The sequence below is a fragment of the Streptomyces sp. NBC_00289 genome, from assembly GCF_041435115.1.
GTDB lineage: Bacteria > Actinomycetota > Actinomycetes > Streptomycetales > Streptomycetaceae > Streptomyces.
In genome coordinates, this window is record NZ_CP108046.1 from 2,148,184 (window position 1) to 2,164,168 (window position 15,985).

General features: G+C 71.8%; 18 protein-coding genes and 1 pseudogene. 10 read left to right on the forward strand and 9 right to left on the reverse strand.

Translation table 11 applies throughout. The features are described from left to right. Window positions 1-71: 71 nt before the first annotated feature. A complete protein-coding gene (locus OG985_RS10190) occupies window positions 72-1,259 on the reverse strand; it encodes an acetyl-CoA C-acyltransferase (protein WP_371667946.1) in 1,188 nt (395 codons plus the stop codon). A 202-nt stretch (window positions 1,260-1,461) separates the two neighbouring features. Here OG985_RS10190 and OG985_RS10195 point away from each other — a divergent pair, with 202 nt between their 5' ends. Genes OG985_RS10195 through OG985_RS10205 form a run of 3 tightly spaced genes read left to right on the forward strand, consistent with a single transcriptional unit; the run spans window position 1,462 to window position 2,571 of the window. After that, on the forward strand, window positions 1,462-1,719 hold the full coding sequence (locus OG985_RS10195) for a WhiB family transcriptional regulator (protein WP_371667947.1): 258 nt from the start codon (window positions 1,462-1,464) through the stop codon (window positions 1,717-1,719). Then, complete coding sequence (locus OG985_RS10200) at window positions 1,716-2,195, forward strand: Dps family protein (RefSeq protein ID WP_371667948.1); 480 nt, start codon at window positions 1,716-1,718, stop codon at window positions 2,193-2,195. Before OG985_RS10195 ends, OG985_RS10200 begins: the two co-directional genes overlap by 4 nt. A gap of 43 nt (window positions 2,196-2,238) precedes the next feature. Then, window positions 2,239-2,571, forward strand: a complete 333-nt coding sequence (locus OG985_RS10205) for a DUF3140 domain-containing protein (protein ID WP_371667949.1) — start codon at window positions 2,239-2,241, stop codon at window positions 2,569-2,571. A gap of 116 nt (window positions 2,572-2,687) precedes the next feature. Here OG985_RS10205 and OG985_RS10210 read toward each other — a convergent pair whose 3' ends face one another. Continuing rightward, the gene (locus OG985_RS10210) at window positions 2,688-3,152 is read right to left on the reverse strand and encodes a potassium channel family protein (RefSeq protein WP_371667950.1); all 465 of its coding nucleotides are present in this window, start codon (window positions 3,150-3,152) and stop codon (window positions 2,688-2,690) included. Window positions 3,153-3,341: 189 nt separating this feature from the next. Between OG985_RS10210 and OG985_RS10215 the strand changes: the two genes are divergently transcribed. The 4 genes from OG985_RS10215 to OG985_RS10230 all read left to right on the forward strand — a co-directional run bounded on the left by OG985_RS10215 (window position 3,342) and on the right by OG985_RS10230 (window position 6,071). Then, window positions 3,342-3,581 carry a hypothetical protein gene (locus tag OG985_RS10215; protein ID WP_371667951.1) on the forward strand — a complete coding sequence of 80 codons (240 nt, stop codon included), beginning with the start codon at window positions 3,342-3,344 and terminating at the stop codon, window positions 3,579-3,581. Between the two features lie 94 nt (window positions 3,582-3,675). Next, window positions 3,676-4,488, forward strand: a complete 813-nt coding sequence (locus tag OG985_RS10220; protein WP_371667952.1) for a hypothetical protein — start codon at window positions 3,676-3,678, stop codon at window positions 4,486-4,488. Between the two features lie 112 nt (window positions 4,489-4,600). After that, the gene (locus OG985_RS10225) at window positions 4,601-5,413 is read left to right on the forward strand and encodes an SAM-dependent methyltransferase (protein ID WP_371667953.1); all 813 of its coding nucleotides are present in this window, start codon (window positions 4,601-4,603) and stop codon (window positions 5,411-5,413) included. A 130-nt stretch (window positions 5,414-5,543) separates the two neighbouring features. Beyond that, window positions 5,544-6,071: an NUDIX hydrolase family protein gene (locus tag OG985_RS10230; RefSeq protein WP_371674324.1), complete on the forward strand. Its 528-nt coding sequence runs from the start codon at window positions 5,544-5,546 to the stop codon at window positions 6,069-6,071. Between the two features lie 34 nt (window positions 6,072-6,105). Here the strand turns inward: OG985_RS10230 and OG985_RS10235 are convergent, their stop codons facing one another. The 3 genes and pseudogenes from OG985_RS10235 to OG985_RS10245 form a co-directional block, all read right to left on the reverse strand. Then, window positions 6,106-6,933, reverse strand: a complete 828-nt coding sequence (locus OG985_RS10235; protein WP_371667954.1) for a DUF427 domain-containing protein — start codon at window positions 6,931-6,933, stop codon at window positions 6,106-6,108. A 382-nt stretch (window positions 6,934-7,315) separates the two neighbouring features. Continuing rightward, window positions 7,316-8,245: a carbohydrate kinase family protein gene (locus OG985_RS10240; protein ID WP_371667955.1), complete on the reverse strand. Its 930-nt coding sequence runs from the start codon at window positions 8,243-8,245 to the stop codon at window positions 7,316-7,318. Next, window positions 8,242-8,550, reverse strand: a pseudogene (locus OG985_RS10245) (class II aldolase/adducin family protein); the annotation flags it as partial. The pseudogene OG985_RS10245 and the gene OG985_RS10240, both read right to left, overlap by 4 nt. 50 nt (window positions 8,551-8,600) lie before the next feature. On the opposite strand from OG985_RS10245, the gene OG985_RS10250 reads away from it, so the two are divergent. Continuing rightward, the gene (locus tag OG985_RS10250; protein WP_371674325.1) at window positions 8,601-9,470 is read left to right on the forward strand and encodes an acyl-CoA dehydrogenase family protein; all 870 of its coding nucleotides are present in this window, start codon (window positions 8,601-8,603) and stop codon (window positions 9,468-9,470) included. 84 nt (window positions 9,471-9,554) lie between these two features. On the opposite strand, the gene OG985_RS10255 is transcribed toward OG985_RS10250, so the two are convergent. Together OG985_RS10255 and OG985_RS10260 are read right to left on the reverse strand one after the other, a co-directional pair. Next, complete coding sequence (locus tag OG985_RS10255; RefSeq protein WP_371667956.1) at window positions 9,555-10,124, reverse strand: DUF2889 domain-containing protein; 570 nt, start codon at window positions 10,122-10,124, stop codon at window positions 9,555-9,557. Further along, entirely contained in the window at window positions 10,121-11,005 is an 885-nt protein-coding gene (locus OG985_RS10260; protein WP_371667957.1) for an enoyl-CoA hydratase-related protein, read from the reverse strand. Before OG985_RS10260 ends, OG985_RS10255 begins: the two co-directional genes overlap by 4 nt. A 212-nt stretch (window positions 11,006-11,217) precedes the next feature. Here OG985_RS10260 and OG985_RS10265 point away from each other — a divergent pair, with 212 nt between their 5' ends. Both OG985_RS10265 and OG985_RS10270 read left to right on the forward strand, forming a co-directional pair. Next, the gene (locus OG985_RS10265; protein WP_371667958.1) at window positions 11,218-12,021 is read left to right on the forward strand and encodes a FadR/GntR family transcriptional regulator; all 804 of its coding nucleotides are present in this window, start codon (window positions 11,218-11,220) and stop codon (window positions 12,019-12,021) included. 114 nt (window positions 12,022-12,135) lie between these two features. Beyond that, window positions 12,136-13,317 carry an amidohydrolase family protein gene (locus OG985_RS10270; protein WP_371667959.1) on the forward strand — a complete coding sequence of 394 codons (1,182 nt, stop codon included), beginning with the start codon at window positions 12,136-12,138 and terminating at the stop codon, window positions 13,315-13,317. 72 nt (window positions 13,318-13,389) lie between these two features. Here OG985_RS10270 and OG985_RS10275 read toward each other — a convergent pair whose 3' ends face one another. Together OG985_RS10275 and OG985_RS10280 are read right to left on the reverse strand one after the other, a co-directional pair. After that, window positions 13,390-14,520, reverse strand: a complete 1,131-nt coding sequence (locus tag OG985_RS10275; RefSeq protein ID WP_371667960.1) for a serine hydrolase domain-containing protein — start codon at window positions 14,518-14,520, stop codon at window positions 13,390-13,392. After that, window positions 14,510-15,982, reverse strand: coding sequence for a class I adenylate-forming enzyme family protein (locus OG985_RS10280; protein ID WP_371667961.1), 1,473 nt, complete (start codon window positions 15,980-15,982; stop codon window positions 14,510-14,512). The genes OG985_RS10275 and OG985_RS10280 overlap by 11 nt, the downstream gene beginning before the upstream one ends. Window positions 15,983-15,985 lie beyond the last annotated feature (3 nt).

Consider the following 15,985-nt stretch of genomic DNA (forward strand, 5'->3'; position numbering starts at 1 on the left):
CGTCCGACGCCGTCCGACCCGTTCCGTCCTCGTCCGTCCCTCGCCGTCCCCCTCGTCCGACAGGCCCGCTCCTAGTGCCTCTCGACCAGGACCGCGCTGCCCTGGCCCACGCCCACGCACATCGTCGCCAGTCCCCGGGCCGCTCCCGTCCGCCGCATGCGGTGCAGGAGGGTCGTCAGGATGCGGGCGCCCGAGCAGCCCAGCGGGTGGCCCAGGGCGATCGCGCCGCCGCTCGGGTTGACCAGGTCCTCGTCGATGCCGAGCTGGTCCACGCAAGCCAGGGCCTGGGCGGCGAACGCCTCGTTGAACTCGGCTTCCTGGAGGTCGCCGACGTCCCAGCCGGCGCGGGCCAGCGCCTTGCGGGTGGCGGGCACCGGCCCGATGCCCATCACGTCGGGGTGGACCCCGGCCGAGGCACCGGCGACATAGCGGCCCAGGGACTCCAGCCCCAGGTCGTTCAGGGCCTCCTCGCTGACCAGGAGCAGTCCGGCCGCGCCGTCGTTCATCGGTGAGGCGTTGCCCGCCGTGACTGTGCCTCCGGTCCGGAAGACCGGCTTCAGCCGTGCCAGCTTCTCGTACGAGGTGTCCTCGCGGACGCACTCGTCGCGGTCGACGACCACGCCGTCCGGGCGCTCGACGGGCAGGAGTTCGTCGTCGAAGTGACCGTTCTCGCGGGCCAGGGCGGCCAGTCGGTGACTGCGGAGGGCGAACTCGTCCTGCCGCCGGCGCGGGACGCCGTACCGTTCGGCGACCTCCTCGGCCGTCTCCCCCATCGACAGCAGACCGTGCAGTTCCGCCATCGCCGGGTTGACCAGGCGCCAGCCGAGCCGGGTGTCGACGGTCTCGATGCGGTGCGGGAGGGCCTCGTCGGGGCGGGGCAGCACGAAGGGGGCGCGGCTCATCGACTCGGAGCCGCCGGCGAGAACGACGTCGGCCTCTCCGGCGGCGATCGTGCGGGCGGCGGTGGTGACCGCCTCCAGTCCGGAGGCGCACAGCCGGTTGACGGTGGCGCCGGGCACGGTCTCGGGCAGGCCGGCCAGGAGCGCGGCCATCCGGGCGACGTTGCGGTTGTCCTCGCCGGCCTGGTTGGCGGCGCCCCAGTAGACGTCGTCGACCCGGGCCGGGTCCAGCGCGGGGACGTCGGCGACCAGGCCGCGGATCACGGTCGCGGCGAGGTCGTCGGGCCGTGTTCCGGACAGGGCCCCGCGCAGTTTGCCGATGGGGGTGCGGCGGGCGGCCGCGAAGTGGACGGGACGCACGGCAGACTCCTGACAGTCGTCGCTCACGAGCCGGGCGGTCACGGGCGGATCGCCCGGCCGACCTTAATTAGCACTGCTAGTTTTGGGACTATAGCCCGCCGCTCGGCCGCCTGGGAAGCGGCTGCCCCGCCTGCCGAAACGTCCGGGACGGGTGCGGGGCGCGTCGCGTTTGCACGGATTCGCTCGGGGCACCCGCGTTCGCATGGAGTGGTTGCGGCAGGCCGCCTGCGTGGGAGAAGACCCCGAGTTGTTCTTTCCCGTGGGCAATCGGGGCCCCGCCATGCGGGATGCCGCGTCGGCGAAACGCGTCTGTGCCCGCTGCCCGGTGAGCACCCAGTGTCTGGACTTCGCGCTGAGCGCGGGCCAGACCGCGGGAGTGTGGGGCGGGACCTGCGAAGAGGAACGCGACGCACTGCTCCGGATGACCATGGACGACACGAGAAGGAGAAGCGCGCTATGACGGTCGTGAAGAGCACGCTGCCGGACGACGCGCGCCGGGTCGCCGGCGACGCGCTCCAGGACACCCTGGTCGATCTGCTCGGACTGTCCCTCACGGGAAAGCAGGCGCACTGGAACGTGGTGGGGCCGAGGTTCCGTTCCATCCACCTCCAGCTGGACGAGGTGGTCACGGCCGCACGTGATTTCGCGGACACGGTGGCCGAGCGCGCCGCCGCTCTCGGCGTGCCGCCGGACGGCCGCCCGGAGACGGTGGCCGCCGCCTTCGGTCTGCCCAGCCCCAAGGAGGGCTGGCTGCGCGACACGGAGGTCGTCCAGGTGATGGTCGACGGCCTGGAGGCGGCGATCGGACGGCTGCGCGAGCGCATCGCGGCGACCGAGGAGCCGGATCCGGTGACGCAGGACCTGCTGATCGGCATCACCGCGGAGCTCGAGAAGCAGCGGTGGATGTTCGAGGCGGAGAACTGGCCGCGCGACTGACCCGCGCACAACCCGGACACGTACCTACGGAAGGGGCCCCTTGATGACCGACGCCCTTGAACTCGACGCGCTGTGGGAGGACTTCCACCGTGTGGTGAACATGACCTCCGCGGAGCTGGCCGCCTGGCTGCGGGTCCGTGACGCCGACGAGAACGCGGAGCCGCTGCCGGAGACCGCGGGCTCCCCGACCGGGCAGCACGTCCTGGCGATCCTCCAGAAGCGGCGCACCGACCTCACGGACGACGACGTACGGGTGATGTACAAGGTCGTGGACACGGTCACCGAGCAGGTGGACGTCGAGAACGAGCCCGAGGCCGTGGAGACGCGCCGCCGGCACCGGCTGATGACGTTGGGCCACGATCCGCTCAAGCCGTAGGCCGCCGGGAGCGACCGCCGCGGAAGATCCTCACCGCACAGGGCCGGGCGTCCGCCGAGGAGGCGGGCGTCCGGCCGGCCTGTGCCCGGCGACCGCCGTGCCCGCCCCGGTCCGGGTCACCCGCCGTCACGCTCGGCCAGCAGCCGTTCCAGCCGGTCGAAGCGCTCATGGAGGGCGTGGACGGCCTCCTCGCCCATCTCGTGGGCGCCGTGGGCGAGCCGGTGCCGACGCCCTCGTTCCCGTCCGACGAACCAGGTCGCCAGGGCCGCGGTGACCATGCCGTAGGTGGTGATGCCGACGACCATCATCACCGCGCCGACGGTCCGGCCCCACCAGGTCACCGGGTAGAAGTCGCCGTATCCGACGGTCGTGGCGGTCTCCACCGACCACCAGACGGCCTTCGGGTACGAGGTCAGATTGGCGCCCGGCGCGCCCCGCTCGGCCGCGACCACGGCCCATGAGCCGGTGAGCATCACCACCAGGAGGACGAGCGTGGCGCCGCCCGCCGCCTTCACATGCAGCGAACGGCCCTCGCGGGCGAGCAGCGACTCGACCGCCCGGGCGAGGAATGCGGGCAGCATGGCCGCTCCTTCGGGTCGGGAATGCCGTGCCTGCGGCCGGACCTCGGGGCGCCGGCGGTGCGGCCAGTGTCCTCGCGCGGACGTGTGCGGGCATGCCGGGCGCGGCGTTCGAGTTGCCGTACGACGTGCGGTGCTGTGCGCTGGAGGGCAGGGGGCGCCCGCACGACCGACTCGACGGAGGACCGCGCCATGCCGGCGGAGCCCCGATCCGTGCCGGAGACCTTCGCGTTCGCCTGCGGAACGTGCGGCAACACCTGGCGGACCGCCTTCCTGGTCATGTTCTTCACCGACCCCCTGGACCCCTGGGGCCTGACCACTCAGGAGTACGTCGACGAGACGGGCCGGGCGGTCAGGTCACCGCTGTCCGAGGCGGTCTGCCCCCGCTGCGGCGGGCGCCGGGTGCGCATCCACGACGTCGACGCGCGGTGACCGGACGCTCACCCGGACGGTCCCACGCACTGGTGGGCCGGCGCGGCCGATGGTGCGCTGAGGACATGTACCGCGTCCTCAGGAGGCAGCCGCGATGACCCCTCGTCCGTCCCGTCCCGTCCGACTCCTCGCCTCGGCCCTGACGGCGGGCGCGCTGCTGATCACCGCGGCCTGCTCGGACGACGGCGACGGCGGCTCGGGCTCCGCCGACGTGACCGGCTCCCCCAGCGCCGACTCCCCGGCCGCAGCGTCCGGCGCCGCCCTCACCGAGGCCGGCGCCCAGGCCGCCCTGGTCACCGAGGCCGACCTCGAGGACGACTGGTCGAAGGTCACGGACGCCGCGACCTGGCGCGACAAGTTGCTCGTCGGCACGGTCGACGTCGCCGACTTCCTCACCGCGAAGGCGGACGCCGCGGACTGCCAGAAGCTGCTCGACTCCCTCCACGGGGAGGACCTGCTGGGCAAGCCGTCGGGGGCGTCCGCGCTCACCGGCTTCGAGCAGGGCGACTCCCGCCTGCTCTACCAGGTCGCCGCGTACGACCGGGCCGCGCTGGACGACTCCTTCACCTGGCTGAAGTCCCTCCCCACCGAATGCGACAGCTTCACCGTGACCGACGGCAAGGACAAGCGGACGGTCGAGGTGATCGAGACCTCGCTGCCCGAGGAGGGCGACGCCCGGCAGGGCCTGCGGGTGACCGTGCGGGGTACGGTCGACGGCGCGCCCACCACGCTGACCCTGGACGTCGCCGCCGTGCGCGTCGGCAGCGACGCCCTCACCGTGACGGCCGGCGGCCTCGACGGGGACGAGTCCGACTCCACGAAGCAGGCGGCGAAGCTGGGCACCCAGCGTCTGAAGGACGTACAGGCCGGCAAGACACCCTCGGCCGACCCCGGTGAGCAGGACTGACTCCGGCGTTCCCCCCGCGCGGGCCGCGGCCGCTCCACGCGTTCAGCGGACAACGTGATCACCGGACGGCACAATGGCGGTGAGGGCAACAGGCGTACGAAGGAGCTGAGACGTGAGCGAGAGCCGCACCCCGGCAGGCGGGTCCGCGAGGCTGAACACCGGTGTGGCGCACAACGCCCGCGTGTGGAACTACTGGATCGGCGGCAAGGACAACTACGAGGTCGACCAGCGGGTCGGCGAGCACGTGGCCACGATGTTCCCGCTGATCAGGGACATAGCCCGCGCGGACCGCGAGTTCCTCGGGCGCGCGGTGCGGTTTCTGGCCGAGGAGCGCGGAGTACGGCAGTTCCTCGACATCGGCACCGGGCTGCCGACGGCGGACAACACCCATGAGATCGCCCAGCGGATCGCGCCCGACGCACGGATCGTGTACGTCGACAACGACCCGATCGTGCTCGTCCACGCCCGCACGCTGCTGACCGGCAGCCGCGACGGCGTCACCGACTACATCGACGCGGACGTGCACGACCCCGAGGCCATCCTCGAACGCGCCGCCCGCAGCCTCGACTTCACGCGGCCGGTCGCCGTCATGATGCTCGGCATCCTCAACTTCGTGCTGGACACCGAGAAGGCGCGGGACATCGTGCGCGGGATCATGGCCGCGGCGCCCTCGGGCAGCTTCCTGGTCCTGACGCATCCCACGTTCGAGGCCGACCTGGGCGGCGAGGGACAGATCCCGGCGATGACGTTCTGGAACGAGAACGCCACCCCGCCGATCACCGCCCGCAGCCGCGAGGACATCGCCGCGTTCTTCGATGGACTGGAACTGCTCGAACCGGGACTGGTGTCGTGTGCGCAGTGGCGTGCGGAACCCGACTCTCCCGCCCCGGTACCGCAGTTCGGCGCGGTGGCCGTGAAACCCTGACGCACCGCGGCCGTCGGCCGACGGGGCGACGGCACTCCACGCGGGTGCGGCGCCTTCCAGGCTCGCAGGCGCATCCGAAGGCGACTGGGCGCCCGCCCCGACCGGAAAGTATGATCAAGCAATGTCTGACATGACCGATACCACGCCGGGTTGGCTGACCGACGACGAACTCGGGATGGCCCGCGCCCGCATGCCCATCCTGTACGTCGAGGCCGTACCCGTGCGGGTGGACGACAGCGGCGAAGTCACCAGCGTCGGCCTGTTGCTGCGCATCGGACCGGACGGCACGGTCAGCCGGACCCTGGTCTCCGGCCGGGTGCTGCATCACGAGCGGGTGCGCGACGCCCTGCTGCGGCATCTGGAGAAGGACCTCGGACCCGTGGCACTGCCCCGGGTTCCGGCCTCACTGCAGCCCTTCACCGTGGCGGAGTACTTCCCGACGCACGGGGTGACGCCGTACCACGACCCGCGCCAGCACGCCGTCTCGCTCGCCTACGTCGTCCCGGTGACCGGCGACTGCCGTCCCCGTCAGGACGCCCTGGACCTCGTGTGGTTCAGCCCGCAGGAGGCGTTGTCGCCGGCGGTGGCGAGCGAGATGCCCGGCGGCCACGGGGTGCTGCTCAAGCAGGCGCTGGCCCATGTGGGCTGCGTGATCTGAGGCGGTGCGGCAGGGCCGCCGGACCGTACCGTCCCTAAGACCTGTCCTGTTCGGCCGTCCGCTTCGAGAGCATCTCGCTGAACGGCGTGACCGGGCGTGCCGCGCGTTCGCCGTCCACGGTGATGTCCACCGCCTCGTTGAAGAAGGCGAGCAGTCCCTGGACGGCCGCCACCTGGGGCAGCGGGTCCGGGTAGCTCCAGACGAGGTTCGGCGGGACGTCGGCGTCGCCGCGCCAGGACCAGTACTGGGCGGTGCCCTTGTACGGGCAGCCGGTGTGGTGCTCGGTGGGCGCGAACAGGTCGAGGCGGACGTCCTCGCGGGGGATGTAGTACCGGGTGGGCAGGGCGGTCTCGAAGAGGAGTACCGGACGGCGGGTGTCCGCGACCGTCGTACCGTCGATCTCGACCCGGACGTGCCGGCTGCTCGACAGGGCGTCGACCCGTTTGTGCGGGTCGCGCGGGTGGATGAAGATCTCCTCCTCTTCCTCGTACCAGTGGTCGAGGCCCGTGCCCCAGCGCCGGAACCACTCGAAGGCGATGTGGCCGGCCAGGTCCTCGGCGGGGAAGGTCCAGGCCGCGTTCTCCACCGGATCGCCGCCGACCTCGAGGTCGTAGAAGACCTGCGATCCGGTGTGGGTGCCCGTGGGCGGGTTCTTCGCCGGGCGGAGCAGGTCCTCGCGGACCTCCTCGCGCGGGAAGGCGTACTGCGGGACGGGCAGGTCCGGCTCCCACACCAGGACGGGACGGCGGCTGTCGACGACGGTGACGCCGTTCTTGGACCCGCGCACCCAGCGGGTGCTCGGTTCCCACAGGAGGCCTTCCGGGGTGCTGCGGATGGACCGCTCGGTGGGCAGGATCGTCATGGCCGCTCTCCTTCGTCCGCTCCCCCCAGTCAGGCACACGCGGGCGGGGCCCGCCAGACCGGCGGCACCACTCGGGCCACCGGGCCGGTGCAGCCGCGGCCGGGTCCCCGTCGGATCGGGCGGGATCGGCGGTGTCGCGCTGCGTACTGCCCGGCTCACCGGTGTCGCGCAGCCACTCGACGACCAGCTCGTCCCGGGTGCCGAAACGGACCAGGTGGCGGCCGACGAGGTCAAGGTTCGCCCGCCGTCCGCGTCGCTTGCCCGAGGGCCGGCTGCGGACGGGGAAACGCGAAGGGCCGGGTCCCGCCCCCATGAAGGGCGGGACCCGGCCAGGTCGCCGAGCGTGCGGGCACCCGTGGGGGACGGCCGCCGGCGTCTCGCTTCAGGGGCGGGGCTTGTGCGTCGCGGCGAACTCGTCGGCTGTCTGGAGGTCGAAGTCGCCGTGGTCGCTGCCGAGACCCTGGGCGACCAGCGCGGCCGCGGCGCTGCCGAGGACGGCGGCCTCACGCGGGCTTCGGCCCAGACCGACCCCGCGCAGGAACCCGGCCGAGAACGCGTCGCCACAGCCGGTGGTGTCCACCACGTCGATCTCGAAGGCGGGCACGGTTTCGGTGCCCTCCGCGGTGACCAGGACCGCCCCGTCACCGCCGCGGGTGACCGCGACGGCGCCGGCACCGGCGTCGAGGAACCTGCGTGCGCCCGTCACCAGGTCGTCCTCGCCGCTGAAGCCGAGCACCTGGTCCTCGTTGGGCAGCAGGTGGTCAACGTACGGCAGGGCCGCCGCGAGCTGCTCGAAGCTGCCGAGCACGCCGGGTGCGAGGAGGTCGACGGAGGTGACCACGCCGTGTTCCTTCGCGTACGACAGGACGCGTGCGGCGACGTCGACGCCGATCAGCTCGGGACCGCCGAGGTGCAGGTGGGTGGCTTCGGCGAGCGCTTCCCAGGGAACGTCGTCGAGGCCGTAGGTGATGTTCGCGCCGAGCAGGTGCAGCGAGGGCCGGTCGCCGTTCGGGCGGATGGGCAGGACGCTCGCGGAGGTGGCGGTGTCCGCGCGGCGGACGAGGAACTCGGTGTCGATGCCCGCCCGGCCCAGGAGTTGCACCAGCATGTCGCCGGTGGGGTCGGTGCCGATCGCGCCGGCGCTGCGCACCGAGGCGCCGAGTTTGGCGAGGGTCAGCGCGGTTCCGCCGGCCGTCCCTGCGGCGGTCATCCTGATGTCGTCCACCAGTGTGGCGCCCTGGCCCTCGGGTATGGCCTCCACCGGCCGTACCAGCACGTCCAGGACGTGCACGCCCATCGTCACGACCTTCATCGCTTTCCCTCCTGCGCGGGTGGTACGGGTTGGGTGGTGCCGTAGTCACGGGCGATCGCGGCCTCGATCACCGCGAGTTGCTGCTGTTCGTCGAGGACGCGGGGCGGTCCGAGAGCGGCCGCGCGCTGGTAGACGCCGCAGGCCCACTCCAGCAGCAGCGCGTGCTCGACCGCCTTGTCGAGCGTGGGCGCGTGGGTGAGCGCACCGTGGTTGGCCATCAGCGCGGCGCCGCGGCCGTCGAGCGCGGCGAGTACCGACTCGGCGAGTTCCGGGGTGCCGAAGGTGGCGTACGGCGCGACCCGCACCGCTGCTGCGCTGGGGCACGGAGGAGCAGAAGAGCCACTTCCTGCCGCGCATCCTCAGCGGCGAGGACACCTGGTGCCAGGGCTACTCGGAGCCGGACGCCGGCTCGGACCTCGCCTCGCTCACCACCCGCGCCACGCGCGAGGGCGAGGAGTGGGTGATCGACGGCCAGAAGGTGTGGACCTCCGGCGCCCATCACAGCGACTGGATCTTCGTGCTGGCCCGCACCGACCGCGAGGCCCCGAAGCACCGGGGCATCTCCTTCCTTCTCGTCCCGCTCCGCCAGCCCGGCGTCGAGGTACGGCCGTTTCGCATGATGAGCGGCCAGCTGCACTTCAACGAGGTCTTCTTCGACGGCGCCCGCACCCGCGCCGACCTCGTCGTCGGCGGCGTCGACAACGGCTGGACGGTCGCCCAGAGCCTGCTGGGCGTCGAGCGCGGCGAGGAGGCGGCCACCAATCCCATCCTGTTCCGGGCCGAGGTGGAGCGTCTCGTCGCCCTGGCCCGCCAGTACGGCAAGGACCAGGACCCGGTGATCCGGCAGCGGATCGCCTGGTGCTGGTCCAAGGTCGAGATCATGCGCTTCCTCGGCTACCGGATCCTCACCGGCTGGCTCAAGGGCGCCGAGCCGGGCCCCGAGACGTCGATCGCCAAGCTGTACTGGAGCGAGTACCACACCAAGGTCACCGACCTCGCGCTGGACATCATGGGCCTGCACGGCCAGGTGCCCGCCGGGCGGCCGCCCCTGCGCACCTACCGCACCGACGACCCCGGCGCCGCCAACTCCTCGGCGTCCTGGTCGACGACGTATCTGATCGCCCGCTCCGGCACGATCTACGCGGGGACCTCCCAGGTGCAGCGGAACATCCTCGCGGAGAAGGTGCTGGGGCTGCCGCGCGAGCCGCGGACGCAGGCCGGTTAGGAGCTGCCCGGCCGATCGTGGCGGAGGAAAGCAGGGAGTCCGTCGGGCGCTCCCGCCGTGATCGGCCGGACAGCCCCCAGGGGATCAGGGCCGTTCGAAGGTGTGGAGTTCCGGGACCGGACGTGGCCCGGTCCCCGGATTCCAGCCCGCGTCGAGTTTGCGCAGGCCCACCCCGTCCGGGGCCCAGATGTGGCAGCTGTTCAGGACTCCCGCGGTCGCGCGCGGGCCGTTGGCCGGCTCGCCCGCGTCGCGGCGCCGGACGTTGGCCGACATGGCGGCCTGCACGACCGCGGGGCCGAGCAGCCGGGCCAGCTCGTAGAGGTGCGAGCAGCCCAGTACGCCCCGGAACCGTTCCTGGATGGCCCGGTTGTACCCGGCGGCGACACTGAGTCCGACCAGGCCGTCGAAGGCCGGGGCGATCAGGGGGCACTCGGCGTGCGGGAAGGTCAGCATGTCGGCCTCGGCTGCCACCACGACCATGTCCGTGACGCGGACGCGGACCGCGAGCACCATCCGGTGCACGGTGGCGGCCGCCGGCTCCGCCCAGGGCCGCTCGTCACTCAGTTCCGCCTCCACCGAGATCTCGTCGCCGTCCTCCTGGCGGGCGGTGAGGGTGATGGTGCGGCGGTGCAGCAGGGGTTCTGCGCCTGTCATGACAAGGCCTTTCCCGGTACCGGCGCGCTCTGTCCGGGCAGCGCCGCGAACTGTGGCTGTCTGCGTTCGATGAAGCTGAGCACGCCCTCGCGGTAGTCCGGGGCCTGCTTCGCGGTGGCCAGCAGCGCGGCCGCGCCGTCACTGCTCTCGACGAAGGTCTTCGCCTGGTCGTCGGCGAGCTGCCGCTTGATGAGGGACATCGCGTACGGACTGGCCGAGCGGGCCAGTTCCGTCGCGTAGGCGAGCGCCGCCGGGAGCAGCTCCGCCGGCTCGACCAGCCGGTTGACCAGCCCCATGGCCAGCGCCTCGGTGCCGGTGAACCGGCGCGAGGACAGCAGCAGGTCACTGGCGTTGCCGTAGCCGACGAGCCGGGGCAGGAGCCACGACACACCGTCCTCGGCCACCAGGCCGCGCGCGCTGAAGGCGGCGGCGAACTTCGCGTGCGGCACGGCGAACCGCACGTCGCACATGAGCGCCTGGTTGAACCCGATGCCCGCACAGGCGCCGTTGACGGCCGCCACCACGGGCTTGGGGAAGGACATGGGCCGGGTGCGCGGAGGCAACTGGCCGGTCGGCCAGGGGCGGGCGCCCGACGAGGCTCCGTCCAGCACGCTCATGTCCATCCCGGGGCAGAAGCTGCGGCCGGCGCCGGTGAGCACCACGGCCCGTACGGCCGGGTCCCGCTCGGCGCGGTCGAACAGCTCGTTGTAGAGCAGTTCCATCTCCAGGGTCCAGGCGTTGTGCCGCTCGGGACGGTTCAGGGTGAGCAGCAGGACCCCGTCGTCGGTGAGCTCGGTGAGGATCACCGGGGCGGGGCTCTCGTTCATCGAGTCCGTCGAGTCCGTCGGATCCATGGAGTCCGTCGAGTCCGTCGAGTCCATCGAGGTCACTCCCCGTGAGGCGGCCCGTCATTGGGGGCTAATAGATAGATGAATCATCTATATACCCAAGGGCAGCCCCGGCACCAGAGAGAACCGCGTCCGAGAGGTGATCATTGCCCCCTTGACCTGGTACCCTCGATGCACTAAGCAGATTCATTTTGCTATATACGGCGAAACTGAACAGGGCAGACCACCAGCGAGGAGAGTGCACCGTGGCCGAGGCAGCCCGTGCAGCAGAAACGCCGACCGTGCCGACACCCTTCCGCGGCCGTGTCGGGCGCCAGGTGCGCGTACCGAAGACCGCCGAGCTGGTCGCCGCCCACCTGCGCCGCCAGATCGTACGGGGCGAACTGCAGCCCGGCGACGCCCTGCCGCCGGAGTCGGGCCTGATGGAGCAGTTCGGCATCTCCCGGCCGACCCTGCGCGAGGCGTTCCGGGTGCTGGAGTCGGAGTCCCTGATCACCGTGCGCCGCGGCGCCCACGGCGGCGCCCGGGTGAGCGCCCCGGACTCCGACGTCGCGGCCCGCTTCGCCGGCCTGATCCTCGAGTACCGCGGTGCCACCCTCGGCGACATCTACCGCGCGGCCGCCGTCATCGAGCCGCCCTGCGCCCGGCAGCTCGCCACCAAGAACTCGCCGGACGACATCAAGCGACTGCGGGACGCGCTGGCCACCGAGAAGGCCGCCATGGACGACCCGCTCGCCCTGGTGGAGGCGCAGGACGCCTTCCACGCCCTGCTGATCGAGCTCACCGGCAACCAGACGCTGATCCTGCTGTGCGGCATGCTGCGCAACATCATCGACCGCGCCAACGCCTCCTACACCGCGGGCGCCACGGACGCGGAGGCCCAGAAGGCGCAGGCCCTCAAGGGACACCGGGCCCATGTCCGGCTGGTCGGCCTGATCGAGTCCGGCAAGGCGGACGAGGCCGAGAAGCTGTGGCAGCGGCACATCTCCAGCGCCGACGACGTCGTCAACTCGGCCGGCCCCAAGACGGTGCTCGAACTCCTCGACTGACCCGGCCGGCCACCTTCCCCGCACCGCCTCCCCCGCACCCCTTGCGCCTTTCAATCAGTTAGATAATTATAGAAGGCGTACTGAATAGCTCAGGGGTGTCCGGAGGCGACGGCCATGGCCGAACAGCGCAAGCGAATCTTCGACTGCGACCAGCACATGTACGAGGAAAGGGACTCCTTCACCCGGTATCTCCCGAAGGAGTTCCTCAGCCAGGCAGTGGCCCCGGTGACACTGCCCGACGGCCGTGAGGTCATCCTCGCCGGGGACCGGATCGTCGTATGCCTGGAACCGGAGTTCGGGCAGGTCTACCGGCCCGGCTCCCTCAAGGAGATGCTCAAGGCCATGGCCTCGGGCAACCCCGACGAGACGTACCAGTTCGAGCCGATGCACGAGTCGTACCAGAACCGCGAGGCCCGGCTGCGCGTCATGGACGAGCAGGGCCTGGACCAGACGATCATCTACCCCGGCGGCTGGGCACTGGTCGCCGAGGAGTACGTGCAGGGCGTCGAACCGCTCTACGCCAACTACCACTCGTTCAACCGCTACATGAACGAGGTCTGGGGCTTCAACCACCAGGACCGCATCTACTCCCCCGCGCTGCTGTCGCTGCGCGACCTGCCCAGCGCGGTCAAGGAGCTGGAGTACGTCCTGAACGAGGGCGCGCGGTTCATCATGCTGCCGACCGGACCGCAGTACGGCCGCTCACCCGGCGACCCGTACTTCGACCCGTTCTGGAAACTGGTCAACGAGGCCAAGGCCAGCGTGTGTTACCACATCAGCGAGTTCTACTACAACTCGCACGTCGCCCCGGCCTGGGGCCACGACGCCAGCCCGATCCACTTCCGGATGTCGGCGTGGCAGTGGATGAACACCTACGGCCAGCGTCCGATCGAGGAGACGCTGTCCGCGCTGATCTTCGACAACCTCTTCGGACGCTTCCCCGACATCAACGTCCTGGTGTCCGAGTTCGGCGCCGAGTGGGTGCCGCACTTCGTCCGGCACATGGACAAGAGCCGGGGCATGGGCCGCAACGGACCCTGGATCGGCGGCCAGCTGGCCGAGCGTCCCAGCCAGGTCTTCCGCAAGCACATCCGGGTGGTGCCCTACCCGGAGGACGACATCCCGAGCCTGGTGAAGCGTCTCGGATACCACGAGTCCATCGTGATGGGCTCCGACTTCCCGCACGCGGAGGGCATCGCCAACCCGGCGGACTACCGCAAGCTCCTCGCGGAGCTCGACGAGTCGGTCCAGGACGACATCATGTACAACAACGCCCAGCAGCTGATCAGCCGCTGAGCCGCACGGCACACGGAAGCGGGCCCGGTACCGAACTCGGTACCGGGCCCGTTCGGCGCCGACCGCCGGAACTCAGCCGGCGACGAGATCCGCCGCGAGGTTCGCCACGTCCGTCAACAGCGCCTTGCCGCGCGGGGAGTGGTCGTAGCCGGCGAGCGGATAGCCGTTGCTCAGGCAGGCGAAGGACAGGCCGGTCTCCGGGTCCATGAAGCCCAGCTGGTAGGCGGCTCCGGCGCTGCCGAAGAGCGCGGCCGAACCGGTGGACGGCAGCCCGCTGCCCGCGTCGGGTCCGGCCACCGTGACGAACAGCCCCATGCTGGTCCGCGGTCCACCGCCGCCCCCGTAGATGCGCTCTCCGTGCGGATGGTCGGTCAGCCGGATCCGGGTGCCCTCCGCCACCGCCCCCGGCTTCCACAGGCCCGAGTGCTCGAGCGCCTGGAAGTACAGCGCGACGTCGGCGGCGGTGGCGACCAGGGCGTGACTCGGCTCGCCCGCCGCCAGGACGTGCGGGTCGGACAGGTACCAGGGCCCCCACGGGTCGGCCTCCTGGTCGTCGCTGGTGCGGTCGGTGGCGGTCATCGGGGCGACGGTGCCGGGCTGCCGCTCCACCGGGACCCCCAGTTCGACCGACGACAGACCGAGCGGCCCGGCGATGTGGTCGCGCAGGTAGTCGGCGAAGGCCAGTCCGGTACGCCGCTCCACGATCTCGGCGACCAGCCAGGCCGCCGAGGTGAGATGGAACTGGAAGCGGCTGCCGGGCGGGTAGTCGAGCCGCCAGCGCCCGAAGGCGGCGAGCCGCTGCTCACGGTCGAGCATCTTGGGGTGGCCGAGGGGGGCGAAGGGGAAGCCGGCGGTGTGCGTGAGCACCTGCTCGACCGTCACCGTCTCCTTCCCGTTCGGCGCGAACTCCGGGATGATCGCGGCGACGTACTCGTTCACGTCGAGGAGTTCGTCACCGATCAGCTTCCAGACGACGCCCGCGACGATCGACCGGCCGACGGACTGCAGGACGTAACGGGTGTCCCGGTCGGCGTCGCCCCAGGTCTCGAAAGCCACGAGCCGGCCGCCGCGGGCGACGGCGACCTGCGCGGACGGCAGCGGTCCGTGCTCGACCTCCAGGCGGACGCGGCGCAGCAGGACGTCCAGCCGGTGCGGGTCGACGCCGACGGCTTCGGGGGCGACGAGCGTGTGGTCAGGCGTCACGTGTCTCTCCTTCGCGTGTGGCCGGCTCCCGCAGACCACGCCGCAGGACCTTGCCGTTGGCGTTGCGCGGCAGTTCGTCCGTGAACCACCAGCGGACGGGGACCTTGAACCCGGACAGCCGGGCACGGGCGTACGTCCTGAGCGCCACGGGGTCCGGCGGGGCGCCGGGGTCGGCCGGGACGAGGAAGGCGACCACGGTCTGGCCGAGCCGCTCGTCCGGTACACCGGTGACCGCCACGTCCGCGACACCGGGGTGCGCGGCCAGTACGGTCTCGACCTCCAGCGGGTGGACGTTCTCACCGCCGCGGATGATCATGTCGGAGTGCCGGCCGGACAGGTACAGGTAGCCGTCCGCCGCCACCCGGCCGAGGTCGCCACTGTGCAGCCAGCCACCGGCGTCCACCCGGAAGAGGTGGTCCGCGCGGGCGTGGATCTCACCGATCCCGTCCGGGCCGGTCTCGTGCAGGCGCAGTTCGACGCCGGGCGCGGCACGTCCGACGGAGCGCAGCAGCTCGGTGCGTCCGGCGACCGCCTCCCGGTGGTCCTCCGGTGTGAGCACGCTGATCGGGGAGCCCTCGGTCTGCCCGAACATGTTGAGCATGCGGACCCCGGGCATGGCCTCGTAGGTCCGCCGCAGCGTCTCGGGGCGGACGGGCGCGCCGCCGTACTGGAGCACCCGCAGGGTTTCGTGGCGGGCCTGTCCGGCGGCCAGCAGGGTCTCCAGCATCGCCGGGACCATGCTGGTGTGTGTGGTGCCCAGCTCCCCCAGCAGGGTCCAGCCCTCGACGGTGAAGCGGGGCAGTCCGGTGACCAGCGCGCCCGCGGCGAGGGCCACGGCGATGTTGCCGAGACCCGCGATGTGGTGGAAGGGCGCGCTGCCGCCGTAGAAGCTGTCGGAGGCGAGGGCGCAGAGGCGGCCGTTGACGCGGGCGCGGGCGGCCAGTCGCCGCTGTGTCATGGTGACGGGTTTGGGCCGACCCGTCGTCCCGGAGGTGTGCAGCACGGCCGCGAGGTCGTCCGGGGTGGCGGCCAACATGCGTGCGGTGGGCCGCAGTTCGGGTACGAGTACCACGCGGCGGCCCGAGAGTTCGGCCACCTGGCGGCCCAGTGCGGCGAACTCCGGCTGGACGACGAGGACCTGTGACCCCGTCGCCTCGACGACCGTGGCGATCTCGTACGCCGTCATGCGCACGCCGAGCGGCGCGAGCGGGTGACCCGATCCGGCGCCGCCGACCACCAGCGCGAGGGCCTCGGCGGAGGTGGCCACCAGGGCGGGCACGGGTGCGCCGGGCTCCAGGCCGAGCGTGTCCAGCCAGTCGGCGGCGCCGCCCGCCCGGTCGAGGAGTTCGCGTCCGGTCCAGGCGAGGTCGCCGAACCGGACGGCGGGGCGGGCGTGGTCGTAGGCTCGGCCGACCATGGCGGTCCAGGTGGCCGCCGTCCCGGTGTCCTGCGCGGCGCCCACCGG

Excerpts from the sequence above, each read along its gene's own strand:
- OG985_RS10270 (WP_371667959.1), top strand. The coding sequence starts at position 12,136 with ATGGCCGAACAGCGCAAGCGAATCTTCGACTGCGACCAGCACATGTAC.
- OG985_RS10195 (WP_371667947.1), top strand. The coding sequence starts at position 1,462 with ATGGAGTGGTTGCGGCAGGCCGCCTGCGTGGGAGAAGACCCCGAGTTG.
- OG985_RS10235 (WP_371667954.1), bottom strand. The coding sequence starts at position 6,933 with ATGACGATCCTGCCCACCGAGCGGTCCATCCGCAGCACCCCGGAAGGC.
- OG985_RS10210 (WP_371667950.1), bottom strand. The coding sequence starts at position 3,152 with ATGCTGCCCGCATTCCTCGCCCGGGCGGTCGAGTCGCTGCTCGCCCGC.
- OG985_RS10215 (WP_371667951.1), top strand. The coding sequence starts at position 3,342 with ATGCCGGCGGAGCCCCGATCCGTGCCGGAGACCTTCGCGTTCGCCTGC.
- OG985_RS10220 (WP_371667952.1), top strand. The coding sequence starts at position 3,676 with ATGACCCCTCGTCCGTCCCGTCCCGTCCGACTCCTCGCCTCGGCCCTG.
- OG985_RS10230 (WP_371674324.1), top strand. The coding sequence starts at position 5,544 with ATGACCGATACCACGCCGGGTTGGCTGACCGACGACGAACTCGGGATG.
- OG985_RS10200 (WP_371667948.1), top strand. The coding sequence starts at position 1,716 with ATGACGGTCGTGAAGAGCACGCTGCCGGACGACGCGCGCCGGGTCGCC.
- OG985_RS10260 (WP_371667957.1), bottom strand. The coding sequence starts at position 11,005 with ATGGACTCGACGGACTCGACGGACTCCATGGATCCGACGGACTCGACG.
- OG985_RS10240 (WP_371667955.1), bottom strand. The coding sequence starts at position 8,245 with ATGAAGGTCGTGACGATGGGCGTGCACGTCCTGGACGTGCTGGTACGG.
- OG985_RS10205 (WP_371667949.1), top strand. The coding sequence starts at position 2,239 with ATGACCGACGCCCTTGAACTCGACGCGCTGTGGGAGGACTTCCACCGT.
- OG985_RS10255 (WP_371667956.1), bottom strand. The coding sequence starts at position 10,124 with ATGACAGGCGCAGAACCCCTGCTGCACCGCCGCACCATCACCCTCACC.